The sequence below is a fragment of the Marisediminicola antarctica genome, assembly GCF_009930795.1.
Lineage (GTDB): Bacteria > Actinomycetota > Actinomycetes > Actinomycetales > Microbacteriaceae > Marisediminicola > Marisediminicola antarctica.
Genome location: NZ_CP017146.1, coordinates 1,790,942 through 1,811,564 on the forward strand (window position 1 = coordinate 1,790,942; position 20,623 = coordinate 1,811,564).

Sequence of the window (20,623 nt, forward strand, 5' to 3'; positions counted from 1 at the left end):
GTATGTCGTGATGAAATGCCCGAACTGTTCACAATCGCTGCCAGCCCAGGCGCTCTTCTGCGGCGCGTGCGGCCAGGCGGTCGCGCCGCCCGTGCTCGCGCCCGCCCAGCTCCGCCCATTGGTCGACCCGCCAGAGGTGGTCCGCCCGGAGACTGTCACCGCTGAACCGGTCGGCGTCACCGAGCACATCGCCTGCGACGAGTGCGGTGCGGTCATGTCGGTCTCCGATATCTTCTGTGGTGACTGCGGACGCGTGTCGTCGACGGTGAGCGCGGCCTTCTCCAGCGCACGCGACACCGACTCCGTCACCGAATCGATCCTTTCGACTTCGCCGGAGCATCCTGTCGACGGGGCCGCCGCACCGCGGCTTCGCGGCCCGGAATCGACAATCGATTCCCGGACGGTGCGTGCGCCGGCGCCGGCGCCGGCGCCGTCAGCCGCCGGGGACGCCCACGATGCCCAATCGACCGGAATCGCCTCCGCGGGGGCCCAGGGCGAGCGTTTCGTGCTGCAGTTCAGCACGGGCGAGAGTGTCACGGTGAGCGGCACCGGACTCGTCGGCCGGAACCCGGTCTCCGAGCCGGGGGAGTACTTCGACGATCTGGTGCGGGTGCTCGACTCGACCCGTTCGGTGTCGAAGACCCATCTGGAGTTCGGACAGCAGGCAGGCGTGTTCTGGGTCGCCGACCGGTATTCCGGCAATGGCACGATCGTGCGGGAGCCCGATCGCCCGGGAATTCGCTGCGAGCCCGGCAAACGCCAGATCGTGTCGCGCGGGGGACGGGTCGTCATCGGGGAGCAGTTCTTCGTCGTGAGCTAGGCACGGCTCCTCGTTCCTTGCGTTCCTCCCCGTCCGCCGTTTCCCTCCTCCCCGCCTCGGGAGCGATCCCGCTTCGGCACCGGTGTCTCGCCGCCATCTCGCGCGGGCGGGGGACGTGGTGTGCTTCGCTTGTGGACTCGTTGCTTCCGCTTCCTCGGCATCCGGTTCGCACGGAGCGACGGCCGCCCTCGTTCCCTGCTGTTCCCGCCGAGCACCCGCCCTATTCGTTCCCCGTGATCGCGACGCTTGTGCCTGTCGCCGTCTCAGGCCTGATCTGGACTGTCACGCAGTCGCCCTTCGCGCTGATCTTCGCGCTGCTCGGCCCGGTGGTCGCCATCGCGAGCCTCGCCGATTCGAGGGTGCAGCGGCACCGGCGGCGCCGGGCGGAGCTGCGTCGGTTCGAGGCGGAGCTTGCGGAGACCTTCGGCGCAATTGTGGCGGGCCATGAGGCTGAGCGGGCGGAACTGGATTTGCGCTATCCGGGCGTGCACGCCCTTCTTCGGCAGAGCGCCGAGGCCGAGGGGTGGACAGTCGCCGACAGGTGGGCGGGTCGTGACGGGTGGGGCGGGTGGGACGGGCGGGCCCGGCGGGACGCACACACCGGCCTGGCCGGGCCGGCGGGGCGTGCCCTCCCGGTCACCCTCGGCCGCGGAAGGGTGCGGAGCACTCTCCCGCTCGAGGGAGACCCTCCACCGGCGGGGGTGGCCGATTCCCGGGTCGCGGCTTCCCTCCGCGAGGCGCGGGCGGCTGCCGCCGTGCTCGAGGACGCACCCGTTGTCGTCGATGCCCGGCTCGGAATCGGGGTGTGCGGGCCGCGCGCTGCGGCGGCGGCGGCGGCGCGAGCCGTCATCGTGCAGTTGGCCAGCACACTCAGTCCGATGACAGCGACCATTTGCTCGGATGCCTCATCGCGTGGCTGGGCCGGGGCCCTGCCGCACCGGCTCGAGCCGGGCGCGGGGGCGCTCCCTCCCGCGCAGGCATTCGAGTTCGTGCTGCGTGGCGCCGAGCTTGCCGATGACATGCGTGACGGCCGGCCCGAGGTGATCACCGTCGGCCTCGCGGGCCGGGCCGGTGACTTGCCGCGGCAGTGCGGCGTGATCGTCACGGTGGGCACCGGCGGCACGGCATCCGCTCGGCTCCGGGGGCCACGGGGCGAGGAGGGGGACGTGCTCGTCGACTTCGCATCGGAGCGCGAGGCCGCGTTGTTCGCGCACGCGCTGCGACGCCGCGCTCACTTGCAGGGGCTCTCGGTAGGGGAGCTGCCGGAGCGGGTGCTCCTGGCCGGACTCGAACAGCCGGATGCCGGCGGCGAGGGACTGCGCTGTGCTGTCGGTCGTGCTGGCGCTGAGCCCTGGTTCCTCGACCTCGTCGCCGACGGCCCCCACGCGGTCATCGGCGGAACGACAGGCAGTGGCAAGAGCGAGCTGCTGATCTCGTGGGTGCTGTCGATGGCTGCCGCCCACCCGCCGTCAACGGTCACCTTCCTGCTCGTCGACTTCAAGGGTGGGGCATCGTTCAACGCGATCAGTTCGCTTCCGCATAGCGTCGGTGTCATCACCGACCTCGACGCCGGTGCCGCGCACCGTGCGCTCGAGAGCCTCCGCGCCGAACTGCTGTTTCGCGAGCGCACCCTCACCAGCGCGGGAGCGAGGTCGATCGAGGAGCTGGAACCGCCTGGGCTGCCTCGGCTCGTCATCGTCGTCGACGAGTTCGCAGCCCTCGCATCGGAGTTCCCCGAACTGCACCGCCTGTTCGCCGATCTCGCCTCGCGTGGCCGGTCCCTCGGCATCCACCTTGTGCTGTGCACGCAGCGTCCGGCCGAGGCGTTGCGCGATTCGATCCTCGCCAACTGCACCCTCCGCATCGCGCTGAGGCTCAACAACCGTGCCGACAGCTCTGCTGTCATCGGGACCGGAGCCGCCGCCGACCTCCCGCGCCAGCCACTCGGTCGCGCGCTCGCCTCCGTCGCCGGCGAAAAGCCGCGTACTGTGCACGTTGCCATCTCGGATGCCGCCGACGCGGCCAGGATCAGCGCGCTGTGGCCGGGGGACGGGCGAGTGCGGCGCCCCTGGTGCGATCCGCTTCCGCTGCTCGTGCCGCACGCGGAGCTGGCCGCTGCAGTGAGTCCCGACGGAGGGGTGAATCGAGACGGCGGGCAGGGCTTAGACGGATTCGTCTTCGGGATCAGCGACTTGCCGCAGGAGCAGCGGCGGACACTCGCAACGTATCGTCCTCTCATCCACGGCAACCTGCTTGTCTGCGGCGCGCAGTCGGCCGGCAAGTCGATGGTGCTCGACGCGATCGTTGCGGGTGGTCCCGGCGGTGCGACGCAGCTGATTCCCCGCGACATCGAGGGAGCGTGGGACGAGCTCATGGCCCTCTGCGCCTCGCTCGCGACCGGCGCGCTGACGCCCCGGGTGGTCCTGCTCGACGACGTCGATTCGCTGTTCGCGAGATTCGGCCAGGATCATCAGCTCGGTTTCGCGGACATGCTCGCCGGGCTACTCCGGGACGGCCCCCGCCACGGCACGACCACCGTCATCGCGACACAGCAGCTGCCCACCGCGCTGCACTCCGTCACGGCGCTGTGCGGCTCGCGACTGTTGCTTCGCCTGCCGAGCCGGCACGACCACCTGCTCGCCGGAGGCCGCGGCGACCAGTACGACGAGCACCTCCCTCCCGGCGGTGGCGTGTGGGAGTCGAATCGGATGCAAGTCGGCCACCTGCCGCCCCGGCGGCCGCTGCCCGCCCCGGTGCCGCCGACTCTCGACCTGCGGCCCGGTGCTGCGACTGCTGTCGTGAGTGCGTCTCCCCGTGACCTCGCCAGGCGGGTGGCGGGCGTGCGCGGCATCCGCATCGTCGACATTGGGGCGGCGGATGTCGCACAGCTCGCAGATGTCGAACGGCTCGCGGATGCCGCACAGCTCGCAGATGCCGCACAGCTCGCAGATGCCGCGGTCCACACGATCCTGCTCGGCAACGCTCAGGCGTGGCAGGGGGCATGGACGACCCTCGCGGCCGTGCGGGGCCGCATCCCCCTCGTCTTCGATGGCTGCACCGTGGGGGATTTCCGCGGCGTCACCGGCTCACGGCGGCTGCCGCCGCCGCTGGCTCCCGCGTCCCGTTCGCTCTGGCTGCTGACCGCCGGCGACACACTCGAGCGGACCACGCTGCCCGGTTAGCCGCGCACGCCGCCATCTTCCGTGAGTCGCCCGCTTGTGTCGTGTCCGGGGCGCTCCAGGGGACATAAGTGGGCCGCTCGCGTGCTTTCTGCGCGCTGCCAAGTGAGGGATCGGTCCGACGGTGCCCGGTTGGTGGGCAGGCTCGGATGCGTGGAGCGGCTCGGATTCTTGGGGCGCTCGGATGCTTTCGGCGGCCCTGATTCTTGGGGCGGCCCGGATTCTTGGGGCGGCTCGGATGCTTCCGGCGGCCCTGAGCGCAGACTCGTACGACAGTCTGCCTCCGCGGCGGGGATCGGTCCGCACCGAGCGCAGGAGATGGTGCGCCACGCCGAGCTCCGACGCCCGAAATCACGCCGTGTCGCCAGAAACTCCTGAGTGGAGTCCGCGTGCGCTGGTCTGGTATTCGAGCACGCCGCCATCTTCCGCGAGTCGCCCGCTTGTGTCGGGTCCGGGGCGCTTCAGGGGACATAAGTGGGCAGTTCGCGCGGTATCTCGGCGGTCATGGGTGGGCTGAGCAGGTCCCTCAGGGTGTCGGGAGGGAGATCGTGACCCGGTCGCCTTCGTCGTCGACCGGTTCTGAGGGTACCGAGGGAATCCGCACTGAATTGGGTGAAAAGACGCTGATTTCGTGAAATCTATGTTTCGATATGGGCGATTTCCTCTCCGATGAGTGCAATCCGCGCCGCCTCTGTGCAAGTATCTATCAACGCGGATCGAGGATGATCCGCACCCGTCCCACCGTGGTTAGAGGAGAACGCCGACATGACCAGACCGCTTCCCAAAGACCCAATGATCCAGCAGTTGATCGCTCAGGCACGGCGGTCGCAGCTGTCGCGCCGCACCCTGATGAGCGGTGCCGGCCTCGGCGCCGCCGCCCTCACACTGGCGGCCTGCGCGACCGGCGATGGCGAAGCACCGGCACCCGCCGAGGACAACTCGGCGAACGACAAGACACTCAACTGGGACAACTGGGCCGCCTACATCGACGAAGACGACGACGGAAATTATCCGACCCTTGTCGCGTTCGAGGAGGAAACCGGCATCAAGGTCAACTACTCCGTCGCGGTCGACGACAACAACAGCTACTACGGCAAGGTCAAGGATCAGTTGGCCCTGGGCCAGGACATCGGGGCCGACCTCGTCTGCCTCACCGACTGGATGGTGGGGCGTCTCATTCGTTTCGGCTATGTGCAGGAGTTTGACCAGGCCAACCTGCCCAACGCAAAGAACCTCACCCCCTCGCTACAGAACCCCGACTTCGACCCCGGACGCACCCTGTCGCTGCCCTGGCAGGGTGGGTTCGCCGGGATCTGCTGGAACAAGGAGAAGGTGCCGGGCGGACTCGAGTCGGTCGCCGACCTGTGGAAGGCCGAGCTCAAGGGCCGCGTCGGGGTGCTGTCGGAGATGCGAGACACGATCGGCCTCATCATGCTCGACAATGGTGTGGACATCAGCGCTGACTGGTCAGACGACGAGTTCAACGCGGCGATGGAGATATTCGAAAAGCAGGTCAACGACGGTCAGATCCGCAACATCAAGGGCAACTCCTACCTCGAGGACCTCAAGAACGAAGACACCCTCGCGGCCATCTGCTGGTCGGGTGACATCACCGTCATCAACGCGGAGGCCGGAGACAAGTGGGAGTTCGCGATCCCGTCTGCCGGAGCGACACTCTGGAACGACAACTTCGTCGTGCCGATCGGATCCGGGCGCAAGGCGAACGCCGAAGCGCTCATGAACTACTACTACCAGCCCGAGGTTGCGGCTGAGGTCGCCGCCTGGGTGAACTACATCACGCCCGTCGTCGGCGCGAAGGAGGCCGCTATGGCGATCGATCCTGAGCTCGCGGAAAACCAGCTGATCTTTCCGAACGAGGACACGCTGTCGAACGCCTACATCTTCCGCACCCTGTCGGGAGCCGAGGAGTCCACCTACGGCTCGGCCTTCCAGGCTGTGGTCCTGGGGTCCTGATGGCAGCGGGAGGGTTCGCTGAGGCCGGTGCCGACCTCGAACTCGTCGGGATCGAGAAACGGTTCCCGGGCTTCACGGCGATCGAGGAGCTCAACCTCACGATCCCGGCCGGCTCGTTCTTCGCGCTGCTGGGACCCTCCGGCTGTGGCAAGACGACGACGCTGCGTCTTGTCGCCGGCCTCGAGGAGGCGACCGCGGGACGCATCCTCATCGGCGGCAACGACGTCACGTCGACGAAGGCGTACCAGCGCCCGGTGAACACGGTGTTCCAGAGCTACGCCCTCTTCCCGCACATGTCGATCATCGACAATGTCGCGTTTGGGCTGCGCCGGCGCAAGATCGACGACGCGACAGGGAAGGCCCACGAGGCGCTGCGGCTGGTTGAGCTTGATCACCTCGCCGCCCGCAAGCCGTCCCAGCTGTCCGGCGGCCAGCAGCAGCGGGTCGCCCTGGCGAGGGCGATCGTCAACCGGCCGGCGCTGCTGCTGCTCGACGAGCCGCTCGGTGCCCTCGACCTCAAGCTGCGCCGCCAGATGCAGCTCGAGCTCAAGAGCGTGCAGGAAGAGGTCGGACTCACCTTCCTGCACGTAACCCACGACCAGGAGGAGGCCATGACCATGGCCGACACGGTCGCCGTGATGAACAAGGGGCGGATCGAGCAGCTCGGTGCCCCGGCTGTTCTCTACGAACTTCCGCGCACGGTGTTCGTCGCCAACTTCCTCGGCCAGTCCAACCTGTTCAGCGGCCAAGTGGTGGCGGAGAACCCCGACAGCATCTCGGTCGACATCGAGGGCAATCGGATTCTGGTGCCGAAGGCGAGGGCGCACCGCACGAGCGGACACGTCACCGTCGGCGTGCGTCCGGAGAAGCTCATCCTCTCGCGCGAGGCGCCGACGGAGTCGGTCGACACCAACATCCTCGGCCCGGGCCGCGTCATCGACGTCTCCTTCAGCGGAGTGAGCACGCAATACCTGATCCAGATCCCCCTGATCGGCACGATCGTTCTGTTCGCCCAGAACATGGGCACCGGACCGATCGTCGGCGAGGGCGCCGAGGTGTGGGTGTCCTGGAATGTCGAGCACGGGTTCGGCCTCGACGACGAGGTCGAGACGGGCTCTCGGTTCCCAGCGGACACCGACACGGCGTCCCTCGCCCGGCAGAAGAGACACGCTCTCCTGTCGGAGCTCGGGGAGGACTAGCCGTGGCCTTCTCCGCATTCGCGACCGCGACAGCCGCGGAACAGGCGCCCCGACGTGCGAGCAAGGTCGCCCTGTTGCTCCTGCTCCCCGGCATCGCCTACCTGATGCTGTTCTTCCTCGTTCCGCTCTTCTCGCTCGTGATCACCTCGCTGCAGGCGCCGGCGGAGTTCGGTGACATTGGCGAGTACGACAATGCCTTCCGCTGGGAGAACTACACGACGGTGATCGGGCAGTACAGCGCCCAGATCCTTCGCTCGTTCCTCTATGCGGTGCTCGCGACGGTCTTTGCTCTGCTGTTCAGCTATCCGCTGGCCTACTTCATCGGGGTTCGGGCCAGGCCCTATCCGCTGCTGCAGAAGCTCATCCTCGTGATGGTAATCGCCCCGTTCTTCATCAGCTTCCTGCTGCGCACCCTCGCGTGGAAGCAGATCCTCTCCGACGAGTCGCCGGTGGTCGCCGCTCTCAAGGCGCTGTCGCTGCTCGCCCCTGACGCGTACCTGACCGGAACCCCGTTCGCGGTCGTGTTCGGGCTCACCTACAACTTCATTCCGTTCATGACACTGCCGCTCTACGCATCCCTCGAGCGGCTCGACACTCGTTACCTCGAGGCGGGCAGCGATCTGTATTCGACGCCGTTCACGACGTTCCGCACGGTGACGATTCCGCTGTCGATGCCTGGAATCGTCTCGGGGGTGCTGCTGACGTTCATTCCGGCGGCCGGCGATTACGTCAACGCGAGCCGGGAGTTTCTCGGCGGCACGGGAACGACCATGATCGGAAACGTCATCGAGAGCAACTTCCTGATATCGCTGAACTATCCGGCCGCGGCATCGCTGTCCATCATTCTGATGGCCGTGATCCTGGTGCTGGTGACGGCGTACGTGAGGCGAAGCGGAACGGAGGACCTGCTGTGACACTCCAGGAAGGTGCGGTGCTGGCCGAGGCGGTGACCACGCCGCAGCCCCGAAAGCCGAGGCAACGGCCCAGCTTCGCTCTGGGCAAGTGGCTGCTACCGCTCTACACCACGCTCGCGCTGCTGTTCCTGCTCATCCCGATCGCCTACACCTTCGTGTTCTCGTTCAACGACTCGGTCAAGTCGAACATCTCGTGGCGTGGCTTTACCCTCGACAACTGGACCGGCGTCTGCAACGCGCAGGACGTCTGTGAGGCGTTCGGCAACAGCATCCTCATCGCGTTCGTCGCGACAGTTGTGGCGACGACGCTCGGCACGATGATCGCGATCGCACTCGTGCGCTACCGGTTCCGGTTCCGGTCGGGCATCAGCCTGCTGCTGTTCCTCCCCATGGCGACCCCGGAGGTCGTGCTCGGCGCCGGCCTCGCGGCGCAGTTCCTCGGCGCGGGGGTGCAGAAGGGCCTCGGCACGATCATCATCGCGCACACGATGTTCTGCATCAGCTTCGTCGTCGTCACGGTCAAGGCGAGGGTGTCGAGCATCGACCCGGCGCTCGAGGAGGCCGGCCGCGACCTGTACGGCTCACCGGCGCAGGTCTTCTGGCGCATCACCTTCCCACTGCTCCTGCCGGGTATCGTCGCCGCAGCGCTCCTCTCGTTCGCTCTGAGTTTCGACGACTTCATCATCACGAACTTCAACTCGGGAGCCGCGACGACCTTCCCGAAGTTCGTCTACGTCGCCGCATCCCGAGGCATCCCCGCGGAGGCGAACGTCATAGCCTCGGCCGTCTTCGTGTTCGCCATCACGCTCGTCATCACCACGCAGGTGACGTCGACGCTGCGCGCGCGCCGCATGGCAGCGAAATCGTGACGGCGGAGCCGAACGCTCCCTACCCGCACCGCCGGCGCCTTGCCGAACTCTGGGAGGTGGAGGTGCAGCGGTTCCGCGCCGCACGGCCGCAATCCGATCTGCTGTTCCGCCAGGCGAAGGAGCACATGGCCGACGGCGTCCCGATGCTCTGGATGGCGAAGTGGCCGGGGCCCTGGCCTGTCTACGTCGACGTCGCGCAGGGAGCGCACTTCCGCTGCGTCGACGGGATCGACCATGTCGACCTCTGCCTCGGCGACACCGGCGCGATGTGCGGCCACGCGCCCCCGGCATCCGTCGCGGCGATCACCCACCAGCTGAGCCGCGGCTCGACCCTCATGCTTCCGACCGCGGATGCCGCCGCCGCAGCATCGATGCTCGCCGAACGGTTCGGCGTGCCGAGCTGGCAGTTCGCGCTCTCCGCGACCGACGCCAACCGCAGCCTCATCCGATACACCCGCCAGGTCACCGGGCGCCGCCGGATCGCCGTGCACGACTACTGCTACCACGGCACGGTGGACGAGGCTTACGCGACCCTCGACGAGAACGGCGCCGTCGTCTCCCGGCGCGGCAACATCGGACCTCCGGTCCCGCTCGATGAGACCACGGCCGTCGTGCCGTTCAACGACATCCCCGCCCTCGAAGAAGCCTTCGCCGCGGGCGACATCGCCGCATTCCTCATCGAGCCGGCGCTCACGAACATCGGCATCGTGCTGCCCGATCCCGGGTACCACGCCGCGGTGCGCGAGCTGTGCACCCGGTTCGGGGTCGTCCTCATCATCGATGAGACGCACACGTTCAGCGCCGGGCCCGGCGGCATGATCCGCGCGGATGCCCTCGAGCCGGATGCCGTCGTCATCGGCAAGAGCATCGGCGGGGGCATCCCGGCCGGCGCCTACGGGATGACGACCGAGTTCGCCGCCGCGGTGCGGGCGAGCCTTGACCTGGAGGACATCGACGTTGGGGGAGTCGGCGGCACCCTCGCTGGCAATGCCGTGTCGCTCGCGGCGATCCGCGCCACCCTCGGCGAGGTGCTCACCGCAGACGCGTTCGCCGGAATGATCGAGCGCTGTACCCAGTGGACGGCGGGCGTGCAGGCGGCTCTCGACGAGTTCGAGGTGCCCTGGCAGGTCACCCAGCTCGGCGCACGCGCCGAATACAGCTTCCGCGCCACAGCACCGACGACAGGCAGTGAGGCCGCCCACGCGGACGACTTCGAGCTGCAACAGTACCTGCACCTGCACGCCCTCAACCGCGGGATCCTCATCACGCCGTTTCACAATATGGCGCTGATGAGCCCGGTGACGTCGGCGGCCGATGTCGAGCGGCACACCGTCGCGTTTCGCGAGGCCGTCGAGAGCCTCTACGCCTAGCTCTGTTTGCATTATTCAGGAGGTTGACGGTGGAGGTGGGGCTGGCGCCCGCGACGCGGCCACCGCACAGCCGGGATTCAGTGCCCCGAGCCGGCAAATCGGCCGGATTCGGGTACTCAGGCCCGGTAAATGAGCCCGATCGCATGAGGGAGCGCGCGATTGCAGGCCGTCATCACTTCCCACTCCTGACACGTGAATACCGGTTTTTAGGCTGCGGTGGGGGTGAGGGTCACCTGGTATCCGAGGGTGCGGAGCTGGTTGATGGCGTTGGATTTTGTTCGGTCGGGGTGGCGGTTGGAGTAGTAGTTCGGTCCGAGTTCGGTGAAGGCTTCCCCGGTGGTGCCCATCTTCCAGACGGCGACAAGGATGCTGTGCTCGAGGGCGACGATCGCCTTGATGCTGCCGCGCCGAGCGGCGATCCGTCGGTATTTCACGGCGAGGTGCGTGTTCTTCTGTCGGGTGATGACCAGGGCGGAGATCCCGAGGGCGGCCTTCAGGTGCGCATTACCGGGGCGCGTTTTGGTCGATTTCACTCGTCCCGCGGACTCGTTCGATCCCGGACAGACCCCGGCCCAGGACGCAAGATGTCCGGGGCTGGGGAAAATATGCATGTTCCCGCCGGTCTCGGCGATGATCACGTCCGCAACACGAACAGAGACCCCCGGAATGGTGGTGAGGGTCTCTCGAAAGACCCGAAAGGGTTCCATCACCACCTCGATTCGGGCGGTGATCTCATCGATCAGGGTCGCACTGTGATCGAGTTGGGTGAGGTGCAGGTTCACCATGAACGCGTGGTGGTCCCTAAACCGTCCGGTGAGGGCTTCGACCAGTTCCGGGATCTTCGCCCGCAGCCGGCCCTTGGCCAGAGCGGCAAGTTTCACGGGGTCGCGTTCCCCGGCGACCAGGGCATCGAGGATGCTGCGCGCCGAGACCCCGTTCAGCTGGGACACCACCGAGGACAGCTTGATCCCGGCGTCCTCGAGGATCTTCTCGATCCGCTGGATATGCCGGCTGCGCTCCTGCACGATCGTGGCCCGGGTCCGGGTCAGATCCCGCAACTCCCGGATCGGTTCCGGTGGCACGAACGAGGCCCGCACCAGTCCGTGAGCGGCCAGTTGGGCCAGCCAGCCCGCGTCCGAGACATCCGTTTTCCGGCCCGGGAAATTACGCACATCCCGCGCGTTGACAAGCGTCACCGGCAGCACCGATTCCAACAGATAGTAGAACGGCTTCCAATAATCACCGGTCGCCTCCATCACAACCGTTGTCACCCGGTTCGCGAGGAGATGCTCCCGCAACTCCAGCACCTGCGACGTTGTTGCACCCCAGGTAGTAACTTTCTGCTCGAACGTCCCGGGCCGTTTCCCAGGCACTCGAACACAGACCTTCACGTCCCGCTTGGAGATATCCATCCCCGCAGCACGCTCATGGACCACGTCCATCATTTTCCTCCTCATCCCATATATTGACGGGCCCACCACGGAAGAGGTTAGGAAAAATCAGAAATCTGACACACGTGCTCGGAGCAACAATCCACAGTTCTCGTAAGAAAACCCCTCCTGCCACGCTGAATAACAAGCTCTCAGCATCAAGGAAAAACCGGCATCCCCGTGGCGAGCACCTCCATCATCCGTCCGAGCACGACGCCGCGCCAGACCCGCAACGCGACCCAACCCGAAATTCAGCAACCACCACGGAGGGGCAACGCCCCTGAGACGCTGAATAATGAAAGCGATGCTCGCAGCTCGCCGACCGCCACGCCGCCGCCGAGTACGCGCTCGGTGGTGTCGGCGATCACGGCATCCGCGAGTGCGCGATCCAGAGCGCCGACTGAGACGAGAAGTTCCAGCGCGACGAGGGTCGTCGCCCGGTTGCTGCCGTCGAGCGCCTTGACGGCGACGGCGGTGCCATCTGGTGCGCCGAGCACCATGACCCCCTCCGCGCCGTTCTTTGCGACGAGTCCGAGACGCTCGATCACGACGGTAGTGGCCCGGCCGGGGCCGTCGATCGCCCAACCGTCGACCAGGATCGCCGCCGCGAGCCGCGCCGCGAGCGGGTCGCCACCGGCTCGGGCCGCACCGGAGATGCGCCCGACGGCGCTCGCGAGGCCACGCAGGCTCGTGCCGAACACGGGAGCGCCGCAGCCGTCGATGCCGACCGTGCCGACGCCCTCGCCGGTGAGCTCCTCGATCGTCGTCCGGACGAGCTGCTGCAGTGGATGCGACGGGTCGAGGTAGCTGGCCGTCGGCCAGTCGTTGACCACGCAGGCGAGCAGGAACGAGGCGTGCTTGCCCGAACAGTTCATCGTGATGCGGCGCTTGCCGTCGCCGCGCCGGCGAGCGGAGTAGGCCGCCTCGCGATCGAGCGGCCAGTCGGCCGGGCAGCGGAGGTCGTCCTCGGTCAGTCCTGCGAGGGCCAGTATCTCGCTGACGACACGGACGTGCCCGTCGGTGCCGGCATGGCTCGCGGTCGCCAGCACAGCCCGCTCGCCGTCGAGGGTGGCCCCCGATCGCAGCACGGCGACCGCCTGCAGGAGCTTGAGCGACGACCGGGCGTAGATCTCGGCAGACGAGTCGCCGAGCTCCCGCAGCACCGAGCCGTCGGGCGCGACGACGACCGCGGCCCCGATGTGTCTGGATTCGATCAGGCCTGCGCGTTCGAGCACCGCGAGCTCGACGGAACCGTCGAGGTCGAGGGGGCGCCGAGTCAGCAGTGGTGGAAAGGACGTCACAGTGACGCGAACGCGTCGCCGAGCACCTCGAGGGCCTCCCGAAGCAGCTCGTCGCTGATCGCGAGGCTCGGCAGGAAGCGAAGAACGTTGCCGAGCGTGCCTGCGGTGAGGATGATCACCCCATGCTGGGCCGCGAACGTGGCGATCGCCGAGACGGCGGCGGGGTTCGGGTCGAGGGTGCCCGGCCGCACGAGCTCGATCGCGAGCATCGCACCGATTCCGCGCACGTCGCCGATGACGTCGTAGCGGCTCTTCAACTCGAGCAGTCCCGGCTTCAGGATGCCCTCAATGCGGGCGCCCTCAGCGAGCAGCCCGCGGGACTCGATCTCGTCGAACACGGCCACTGCGGCGGCGGCGGCAACGGGGTTGCCGCCGAACGTGCCGCCGAGCCCGCCCGCATGCGGGGAGTCCATGATCTCCGCACGTCCGGTCACACCGGCGATCGGCAGTCCTCCCGCGATGCCCTTGGCGCTGAGCAGCATATCCGGCACGATGCCGAAATGCTCGCTCGCGAACCAGGCCCCGGTGCGGGCCATGCCGCTCTGGATCTCGTCGGCGATAAAGACGATGCCGTTCGCATTGCACCACTCCTGCAGGGCGGGAAGGTACCCGTCAGCGGGGACAACGAAGCCGCCCTCGCCTTGGATCGGCTCGACGACGAGGCAGGCGAGGTCGGATGCGCCTACCTTCTTCTCGAGATAGGAGATCGTGCGCGCTGCGGCATCCGGCCCGCTCAGCCCATCGCGGAACGGGTAGGAGTTCGGCGCGTGGTGCACGTCGGAGGCGAATGGGCCGAAGCCGGACTTGTACGGCATCGCCTTGAACGTCATCGCCATGGTGAGGTTCGTGCGGCCGTGGTAGGCGTGGTCGAGCACGGCGACGCCGTTCCGGCCGGTGTGTTTGCGGGCGATCTTGACGGCGTTCTCGACGGCCTCGGCGCCGGAGTTGATCAGCATCGTCTTCTTGGCGTGCGCGCCGGGGGTGTGCTCGGCGAGAAGCTCGGCCACGCGCACATAGTTCTCGTAGGGGGTAATCGTGAACATCGCGTGGGTGAATTCGGCCAGCTGCGCCGTCGCCGCCGCGACAACCGCGGCATTGGTGTGACCGATCGTCATGACCCCGATGCCCGAGCCGAGGTCGATGAACTGGTTGCCGTCGACATCCACGACGATCGCGCCGTGTGCACGCTCCACATATACGGGAAGTGCCGACCCGACACCGGACGGCACAGAGGCGAGCCTGCGCTTCTGCAGCTCGGTAGATTTCGGGCCGGGAATGGCGGTGAGGATGCGGCGCTGCTGGGAAACCGGCGCGTCGGCGCGAGCGGAGAGGATGTCAGTCATGGTGGACTGAGTTTAGCCGCCATAGATAAGGGAACCAATGAATTCAGAGCACCACTACAGCGTGCGGATCCAGTGGCAGGGCAACCGCGGATCCGGTACGAGCGACTACCGCTCCTATAGTCGACAGCACGTGATCGAGGCGGACGGCAAGCACGACATCAGCGGCTCGGCGGATCGCGTGTTCCACGGCGACCGAGACCGCTGGAATCCGGAGGAACTTCTCGTCGCCGCCCTGGCCCAGTGCCACATGCTCAGCTATCTGCATGTCGCGGCGAGCCACGGCGTTGTCGTGACGGATTATACGGATTCGCCGGTCGGCACGATGGTGCAGACCCCCGGCGGCGGCGGGCATTTCACGCTGGTCGTGCTGCACCCCGTCGTGACCGTCTCGGCCCCACCCGGCGACGACGAGGCGATTGTCGAGCTGGCTGCGGCCCTTCACGGGGAGGCCGAACGCAAATGCTTCATTGCGGCATCCATGGGATTCCCTGTGCATCACGCGGTGACGACCATCGTCACCCCTTCTGCCTGATCCGTCGGGTACCCTCTATAGCTGGGCCGCTTCGCCTTCGCCGAGATCGGTGCGACACACTGGCGCCCGCCCCCCTCCCCCCACCAGAAAGCAGACTTTTGTCGAAGAAACTTCTCACGTCGCTGACGATAGCCACCGTCGTCTTCTCTCTCGTCGGGTGCAGCACGGGAACGAACGAGGCCGACGCCCCTAACTGCGCGGCCACCGAGTCGGGCGAGAGTTCCGAGAAGGTCAATGTCTCCGGCGACGTCGGCTCCGCGCCGAAAGTCGAATTCGACTCGCCGCTGAACGCGGAGACGACGGAGCGCACTGTTGTCGACGAGGGCGACGGCGACGTCGTGGCTGTCGAGGGCAGCATCGTCACCGTCGATTTCTCCGCCTACAACGCGACCTCGGGCGACGAGATCGAGACGACCACGTATGACGAAGCCGGCCAGCAGCAGTTCACCCTCGACGAGGCTCAGCTTCTTCCGGGCCTGCTCAAGGCGCTCCAGTGCTCGGTCACCGGCGACCGTGTCGTCGCCGTGATCCCGCCCGCGGACGCCTTCCAGGAGGCTGGACAGGCCGACCTGGGTGTCGCCGCCGAGGACTCGATGGTCTTCGTGATCGACGTCGTCGACATCTCGGAGCCCGTCGAGGCGCTGCCGCGCGCCGAGGGCGAGGAGCAGCCGGCCGAGGACGGCTTCCCGACGGTGGAACTCGCCGAGGACGGCGCGCCCACGATCACGATTCCGGATGCCGAAGCCCCCACCGAGCTCAAGATTGCCAACCTCATCACGGGTGATGGCGAAGAGGTCGCCGAGGGTGCCAACGTGACCGTGCACTACACCGGCATGGTTTGGGCGACCGGCGACATCTTCGACTCGAGCTGGGAGCGCGGCGAGCCGGCCACCTTCCCGACCGGCGGAGTGATTCCCGGGTTCTCGAAGGCACTCGTCGGCCAGAAGGTCGGATCCCAGGTCATCGCGGTCATCCCGCCCGCTGAGGGTTACGGCGACGCGCCGCCGGAGGGCTCGCCGATCGGCGCAACCGACACGCTCGTCTTCGTCGTCGACATTCTCGCCACCCAGTAGCACCAGAACCCGGTAGCACCAGCACCAGGAGAACCCCGACCGTGATCATCGCGGCTGGGGCTCTCCGCGTTGCGGCCCCTGTTGCGGTGGCAGGATGGGGCCATGCGTCGCGTCATCATCCTCGGTTCCACCGGCTCGATCGGAGTGCAAGCTCTCGATGTGATCCGGGCCAACCCCGACCGGTTCGAGGTCGTCGGCCTCGGTGCCGGCCGCAATCGGGCACTGGCGACCCAGCAGGCGGCCGAGTTCGGCGTGGAGCACATCGCGCTCGGTTCCGCCGAGGCGGAACAGCTCGTGCGCACGGTGTCGGCCGACGTCGTGCTCAACGGGATAACCGGCTCTGTCGGGCTCGGCCCCACCCTCGCCGTGCTGGAGACCACCGCGACGCTCGCTCTCGCCAACAAGGAGAGCCTCATCGTCGGCGGCGACCTGGTCACACGGCTCGTACGGCCCGGCCAGCTTGTCCCAGTGGACTCTGAGCATTCCGCGATCGCCCAGGCGCTCAGGTCCGGCGAGCCCAGCGAGGTGCGCCGGCTCGTGCTCACCGCATCCGGTGGGCCGTTCCGGGGGCGCCCGCGCGAGTCGCTCGCCGCCGTCACCCCACGCGAGGCCCTCGCGCATCCGACCTGGGACATGGGATTGGTCATCACGACGAACTCCGCGACGCTGGTCAACAAGGGGCTCGAGGTCATTGAGGCCCACCTGCTGTTCGACGTGCCATACGAGGCGATCGACGTCACAGTGCACCCGCAGTCGATCGTGCACTCGATGGTGGAGTTCGTGGACGGGTCCACCATCGCGCAGGCGTCGCCGCCGAACATGCGGCTGCCGATCTCGCTCGGCCTCGACTGGCCGCACCGGGTGCCTGGCGTCGGGGCACCGCTCGATTGGACGACGGCCAGCACCTGGACCTTCGAGCCGCTCGACGCGGAGGCCTTCCCCGCTGTCGAGCTTGCCAAGAGCGTCGGGCGGGCCGGCGCCACCTGGCCGGCAGTGTTCAACGCCTCCAACGAGCAGGCCGTCCTGGCCTTTCATGAGGGGCGGATCGGCTACCTCGACATCCTCGACGTGGTGAGCGCGGTCGTCGACGCGCACGACGGGGGAGAGGTCACCCTGCCTGGTGTGCTTGAGGCCGAGCGCTGGGCGCGCGAAGCGGCGGATGCCCGGATCCACGCCATCGGCTGAGGGGCACGGACCGGCGTCGTGTCAGTCGTTGTCGTTCTTGCCGGGCTTGCCCTCGCCGTCTTGTTTCTCCTGCTCCTTGGCCTTCTCTTCGGCGAGGCGTGCGGCCTCCTCGGCGGCGGCGGCCTCGTCAGCGAGGCGCTGGTCCTCGGCGGCGGCGGCCTCGTCGGCGAGGCGCTGCTCCTCGGCGAAGCGTGCGGCCTCCTCGGCCTCGGCGGCCTGGGCGGCGGCTTCGGCGGCGGCGGCTTCTGCTGCCAGCGCCGCGTCGATGTCCGACTCGACGAGATCGAGCGCCGACACGATCGCGGCGTGGCGCTCCTCGCTGAGCTCACCGCGAGCGAGGGCGTCGTTCGCCGCGACGCGGAGCTCATCGATCCGCACCTGGGCGGCCGCATAGTCGGCGCTCGCGGCGGCATCCGTCACGGCGAGCACGCGCTCCTGGAGGTCCTGCGCGGTCTCCTCCGAGTAGGCGGCCGGTGACGCGCACCCGGCAAGGAGCAGCGTGACGGCCAGCATGGTGGCAGCCAGCACGGTGGCGGTGCGTGCGCTGGCGGTGCGTGCGGTCGCGGCTCTGATCACGGGGTCACGCTTCCCTGGAGCTGTTCGAGGTGGTTGCCGAGGTCGCCGTCGACGGCCGGGTATTCGATAGTCGCTTGCGCGGGTTCGTTCGCCTGGCCCTGCACGACGAGCGCTCCGATCGCGGCGCCGACGGTGACGACCGCGGCGATCGCCGTGACCATGATCAGTCGTCGGCGGTGCGGCCGCGGCCCCGAAGCCGGCGTTGTGCGGGTCGCTCCGTGGTCGGACTCTGCGGACTCTGCGGGCGCTGAGGGCTTTGCGGGCGCTGGGGACTCTGCAGGCGCGGCAGTCTCTGCGGGAACTGCGGATGCTGCGGGCGCCGCGTACTGCGCCGTCGCGACGTTGGACCCGGCGAAGGGGGCATCCTCGACCGCGGCGGCCGGTGCCTCCGCGGTGGCCTGCGCGGCCGTCGGATCGGAGTCGACCGCCGCGAACTCCTTCGTCGCATCGACGGGTTCCGGTGAGTACTGCGCGGTGGGATCGCCGGCGGCACGGGGCGTGAACGGCATTGTCGGCGCATCATCGCCAGCTCCGCTCGGCGCATCGCCAGCCCCGCTCGGAAGGGAGAGGGCGATCTCGCGCAGCATCTCGCTTGCTTCCGCCGCGGTCGCACGCTCGCCGGGGGTCCGCCGCGTCATCCACCGCAGAGCCTCGATCCAGGCCTGGCTCAGACTGGCGGGGATCTCCGGGTCGCGGGAGATCCGCGCGGCGATCGCCTCGACGCCGGTGCCGCCGAACGCGCGGATGCCGGTGAGGCACTCCAGTAGCACGAGACCGAGCGAGTACACATCGCTCGCGGGACCAATCGGCGCGCCAAGCGCCTGCTCGGGGCTCAGATAGCCGACGGTGCCGATGACCGAGCCGGCGGCGGTCAGATGGGTGTCGTCGATGATCCGCGCGATGCCGAAGTCGGTGAGCTTCGCCCGCGGCCCGGTCGAGTCGGCACTCTGCACGGGGATGAGCAGGTTGCCAGGCTTGAGGTCACGGTGCACGATGCCTCGGGCGTGCACGTAGGCGAGCGCATCGGCGATGTCGGCGCCGATCAACGCGGTCGTGCGTTGGTCGATGGCGCCTGCGGCGAGCTCATCGCGCAGGTCGCGCCCCTCGATGTACTCGAGCACGAGCGCGACGCGGTCGGCCTCGTCGGTGATGGCGTCGTAGAGCGTGACGAGCGTCGAGTGGTTGAGACTTGCGAGCAGCTGGATCTCGGACTGCTGCCGACGGAGGTCGTCCGCATCGGCGAGATCGGCGCGGAACACCTTGAGGGCGACGGTGCGGCCGAGTGCGGCATCCGACGCCCGGTACACGGTCGACATTCCGCCTGTGCCGAGCACTTCCTCAATCAGGTAGCGGTCGGCGAGCGTGTTGCCCACCTGCTCGTCGGAGGAGGCGCTTCCGGCGGAAGAGGATCTCATGGTCGTCTATCTTAACGGCGGTGCCGTCGCGTTCGACCCGGCGGGGCGCATTGTCCCCCGCGTTCAGCACTCCCCGAGCGCAGCGAGCGTAATATCGAGCCGTGGAAACCGTCGTTCTCTTCAGTGTGGGCATCTTGATCATGGTCGTCGGTCTGGCCCTCTCGATCGCCCTCCACGAGCTGGGGCACTTTGTGCCGGCGAAGCTCTTCGGCGTCAGGGTGAGCCAGTTCATGATCGGATTCGGGCCCACCCTCTTCTCGCGGAAGCGCGGGGAGACCGAGTTCGGCATCAAGGCGATCCCGCTGGGCGGCTACATCTCAATGGCCGGGATGTTCCCGCCTGCCGCGGGGTCCGGCGCGCGCACGGCGAGCACCGGGTTCTTCCAGACCCTCGTTCAGGATGCGCGGACGGCCAGCGCCGACACCGTGACGGCGGGTGATGAGCACCGCACGTTCTATCGGCTGCCGGTGTTCAAGCGCATCATCATCATGCTCGGCGGGCCGTTCATGAACCTCGTCATCGCGATCGTCCTCTACGCGATCGTGCTCGTGGGTTTCGGGGTCGCGCAGCAGTCGACGACGATCGGCAGCGTCTCCCAGTGTGTTCTGCCCGCGACGAGCGAGCGTCAGGACTGCGTTGCGGGCGACCCGGAGGCGCCCGGGGCTGCCGCCGGAGTGCTCCCCGGCGACACCATCGTGAGCATCGACGGTGCGCCCATCGAGACCTGGGAGCAGGCGACGGAGGTCATCCGCGCCGCTCCCGACCAGGAGCTTGAGATCGTCGTCGATCGCGATGGCTCCGAGGTGGCCTTGACCGCCGTTCCCAGCCTCACCGAGCGGTACGTCGTCGACGAGGCGGGACTGATCGTCGAGGGCGCGGACGGCACCCCGGTCACCGAGGAGGTCGGCTTCGTCGGCATCGGCGCCGCGATCGAGGTCGTGCAGCAGCCCGTGAGCGCCGTCCTTCCGGCGGTCGGGGACAACATCTTGCGCGTCGGGAACCTCATCCTCAACCTCCCTCAACGCCTCGTCGACGTCGCGAACGCGGCCTTCGGACCCGAGGAACGCGACCCGAACGGGCCCATCAGCGTCGTCGGGGTCGGCCGCGTCGCCGGGGAGATCGCAAGCATCGACACGATCCCGATTCTCGAGCGCGCCTCGGCGCTCATCGGGATCCTCGCGTCATTGAATGTCGCACTCATGGTGTTCAACCTCGTGCCGTTGCTGCCGCTCGACGGCGGCCACGTCGCCGGAGCGCTGTTCGAGGGCATCCGCCGGTTCTTCGCCCGCCTGTTCGGGCGCAAGGACCCCGGCCCCGTCGACACCGCCAAGCTCGTGCCGCTCACGCTGGGGGTCGTCGTTGTCCTCGGCGCGATGAGTCTTCTGCTCATCTACGCCGACATCGTGAAGCCGATCAACATCTTCTGACTTGGCCGGCCGGCCC

Annotated in this window: 16 protein-coding genes; 11 read left to right on the plus strand and 5 right to left on the minus strand. The window is 67.9% G+C overall.

All coding sequences use genetic code 11. From position 1 onward, the window contains the following. Window positions 1-10 precede the first annotated feature (10 nt). From BHD05_RS08500 to BHD05_RS08530, 7 genes are all read left to right on the plus strand, one after another. Window positions 11-820 (plus strand): double zinc ribbon domain-containing protein, encoded by an 810-nt coding sequence (locus BHD05_RS08500; protein ID WP_161886050.1) that lies wholly within the window; start codon window positions 11-13, stop codon window positions 818-820. 233 nt (window positions 821-1,053) lie between these two features. Continuing rightward, window positions 1,054-4,002: an FtsK/SpoIIIE domain-containing protein gene (locus BHD05_RS08505; protein WP_161886051.1), complete on the plus strand. Its 2,949-nt coding sequence runs from the start codon at window positions 1,054-1,056 to the stop codon at window positions 4,000-4,002. A 762-nt stretch (window positions 4,003-4,764) separates the two neighbouring features. Further along, window positions 4,765-5,973 carry an ABC transporter substrate-binding protein gene (locus tag BHD05_RS08510; RefSeq protein ID WP_161886052.1) on the plus strand — a complete coding sequence of 403 codons (1,209 nt, stop codon included), beginning with the start codon at window positions 4,765-4,767 and terminating at the stop codon, window positions 5,971-5,973. Beyond that, window positions 5,973-7,172, plus strand: a complete 1,200-nt coding sequence (locus tag BHD05_RS08515; RefSeq protein WP_161886053.1) for an ABC transporter ATP-binding protein — start codon at window positions 5,973-5,975, stop codon at window positions 7,170-7,172. The genes BHD05_RS08510 and BHD05_RS08515 overlap by 1 nt, the downstream gene beginning before the upstream one ends. A 2-nt stretch (window positions 7,173-7,174) precedes the next feature. Continuing rightward, entirely contained in the window at window positions 7,175-8,086 is a 912-nt protein-coding gene (locus BHD05_RS08520; RefSeq protein WP_161886054.1) for an ABC transporter permease, read from the plus strand. 32 nt (window positions 8,087-8,118) lie between these two features. Next, window positions 8,119-8,955: an ABC transporter permease gene (locus BHD05_RS08525; RefSeq protein ID WP_202614351.1), complete on the plus strand. Its 837-nt coding sequence runs from the start codon at window positions 8,119-8,121 to the stop codon at window positions 8,953-8,955. Next, window positions 8,952-10,325 carry a transaminase gene (locus BHD05_RS08530; RefSeq protein ID WP_161886055.1) on the plus strand — a complete coding sequence of 458 codons (1,374 nt, stop codon included), beginning with the start codon at window positions 8,952-8,954 and terminating at the stop codon, window positions 10,323-10,325. The genes BHD05_RS08525 and BHD05_RS08530 overlap by 4 nt, the downstream gene beginning before the upstream one ends. A gap of 206 nt (window positions 10,326-10,531) precedes the next feature. On the opposite strand, the gene BHD05_RS08535 is transcribed toward BHD05_RS08530, so the two are convergent. From BHD05_RS08535 to gabT, 3 genes are all read right to left on the minus strand, one after another. After that, window positions 10,532-11,767 (minus strand): IS110 family RNA-guided transposase, encoded by a 1,236-nt coding sequence (locus tag BHD05_RS08535; RefSeq protein WP_161887252.1) that lies wholly within the window; start codon window positions 11,765-11,767, stop codon window positions 10,532-10,534. Between the two features lie 239 nt (window positions 11,768-12,006). Beyond that, window positions 12,007-13,056 carry an asparaginase gene (locus BHD05_RS08540; protein ID WP_161886056.1) on the minus strand — a complete coding sequence of 350 codons (1,050 nt, stop codon included), beginning with the start codon at window positions 13,054-13,056 and terminating at the stop codon, window positions 12,007-12,009. After that, window positions 13,053-14,399: a 4-aminobutyrate--2-oxoglutarate transaminase gene (gene gabT / locus BHD05_RS08545; RefSeq protein WP_161886057.1), complete on the minus strand. Its 1,347-nt coding sequence runs from the start codon at window positions 14,397-14,399 to the stop codon at window positions 13,053-13,055. Before gabT ends, BHD05_RS08540 begins: the two co-directional genes overlap by 4 nt. 37 nt (window positions 14,400-14,436) lie before the next feature. On the opposite strand from gabT, the gene BHD05_RS08550 reads away from it, so the two are divergent. The 3 genes from BHD05_RS08550 (at window position 14,437) to BHD05_RS08560 (ending at window position 17,189) form a co-directional block, all read left to right on the plus strand. Further along, complete coding sequence (locus tag BHD05_RS08550) at window positions 14,437-14,931, plus strand: OsmC family protein (protein WP_161886058.1); 495 nt, start codon at window positions 14,437-14,439, stop codon at window positions 14,929-14,931. 98 nt (window positions 14,932-15,029) lie between these two features. Continuing rightward, the gene (locus BHD05_RS08555) at window positions 15,030-16,004 is read left to right on the plus strand and encodes an FKBP-type peptidyl-prolyl cis-trans isomerase (RefSeq protein ID WP_236966480.1); all 975 of its coding nucleotides are present in this window, start codon (window positions 15,030-15,032) and stop codon (window positions 16,002-16,004) included. Window positions 16,005-16,106: 102 nt separating this feature from the next. After that, window positions 16,107-17,189, plus strand: a complete 1,083-nt coding sequence (locus BHD05_RS08560) for a 1-deoxy-D-xylulose-5-phosphate reductoisomerase (RefSeq protein ID WP_161886060.1) — start codon at window positions 16,107-16,109, stop codon at window positions 17,187-17,189. Between the two features lie 21 nt (window positions 17,190-17,210). Here BHD05_RS08560 and BHD05_RS08565 read toward each other — a convergent pair whose 3' ends face one another. Both BHD05_RS08565 and BHD05_RS08570 read right to left on the minus strand, forming a co-directional pair. Beyond that, window positions 17,211-17,765, minus strand: coding sequence for a mucin-associated surface protein (locus BHD05_RS08565; protein ID WP_161886061.1), 555 nt, complete (start codon window positions 17,763-17,765; stop codon window positions 17,211-17,213). Next, window positions 17,762-19,180 (minus strand): serine/threonine-protein kinase, encoded by a 1,419-nt coding sequence (locus tag BHD05_RS08570; RefSeq protein ID WP_161886062.1) that lies wholly within the window; start codon window positions 19,178-19,180, stop codon window positions 17,762-17,764. The genes BHD05_RS08565 and BHD05_RS08570 overlap by 4 nt, the downstream gene beginning before the upstream one ends. Window positions 19,181-19,281: 101 nt before the next feature. Between BHD05_RS08570 and BHD05_RS08575 the strand changes: the two genes are divergently transcribed. Then, window positions 19,282-20,607: a M50 family metallopeptidase gene (locus tag BHD05_RS08575; protein WP_236966481.1), complete on the plus strand. Its 1,326-nt coding sequence runs from the start codon at window positions 19,282-19,284 to the stop codon at window positions 20,605-20,607. The last annotated feature ends 16 nt before the right edge of the window (window positions 20,608-20,623 follow it).

Bases quoted from the DNA above. Each gene is read 5' to 3' on its own strand.
- BHD05_RS08500 (WP_161886050.1), top strand. From the start codon at position 11: ATGAAATGCCCGAACTGTTCACAATCGCTGCCAGCCCAGGCGCTCTTC.
- BHD05_RS08510 (WP_161886052.1), top strand. From the start codon at position 4,765: ATGACCAGACCGCTTCCCAAAGACCCAATGATCCAGCAGTTGATCGCT.
- BHD05_RS08515 (WP_161886053.1), top strand. From the start codon at position 5,973: ATGGCAGCGGGAGGGTTCGCTGAGGCCGGTGCCGACCTCGAACTCGTC.
- BHD05_RS08535 (WP_161887252.1), bottom strand. From the start codon at position 11,767: ATGGACGTGGTCCATGAGCGTGCTGCGGGGATGGATATCTCCAAGCGG.
- gabT (WP_161886057.1), bottom strand. From the start codon at position 14,399: ATGACTGACATCCTCTCCGCTCGCGCCGACGCGCCGGTTTCCCAGCAG.
- BHD05_RS08550 (WP_161886058.1), top strand. From the start codon at position 14,437: ATGAATTCAGAGCACCACTACAGCGTGCGGATCCAGTGGCAGGGCAAC.
- BHD05_RS08560 (WP_161886060.1), top strand. From the start codon at position 16,107: ATGCGTCGCGTCATCATCCTCGGTTCCACCGGCTCGATCGGAGTGCAA.
- BHD05_RS08570 (WP_161886062.1), bottom strand. From the start codon at position 19,180: ATGAGATCCTCTTCCGCCGGAAGCGCCTCCTCCGACGAGCAGGTGGGC.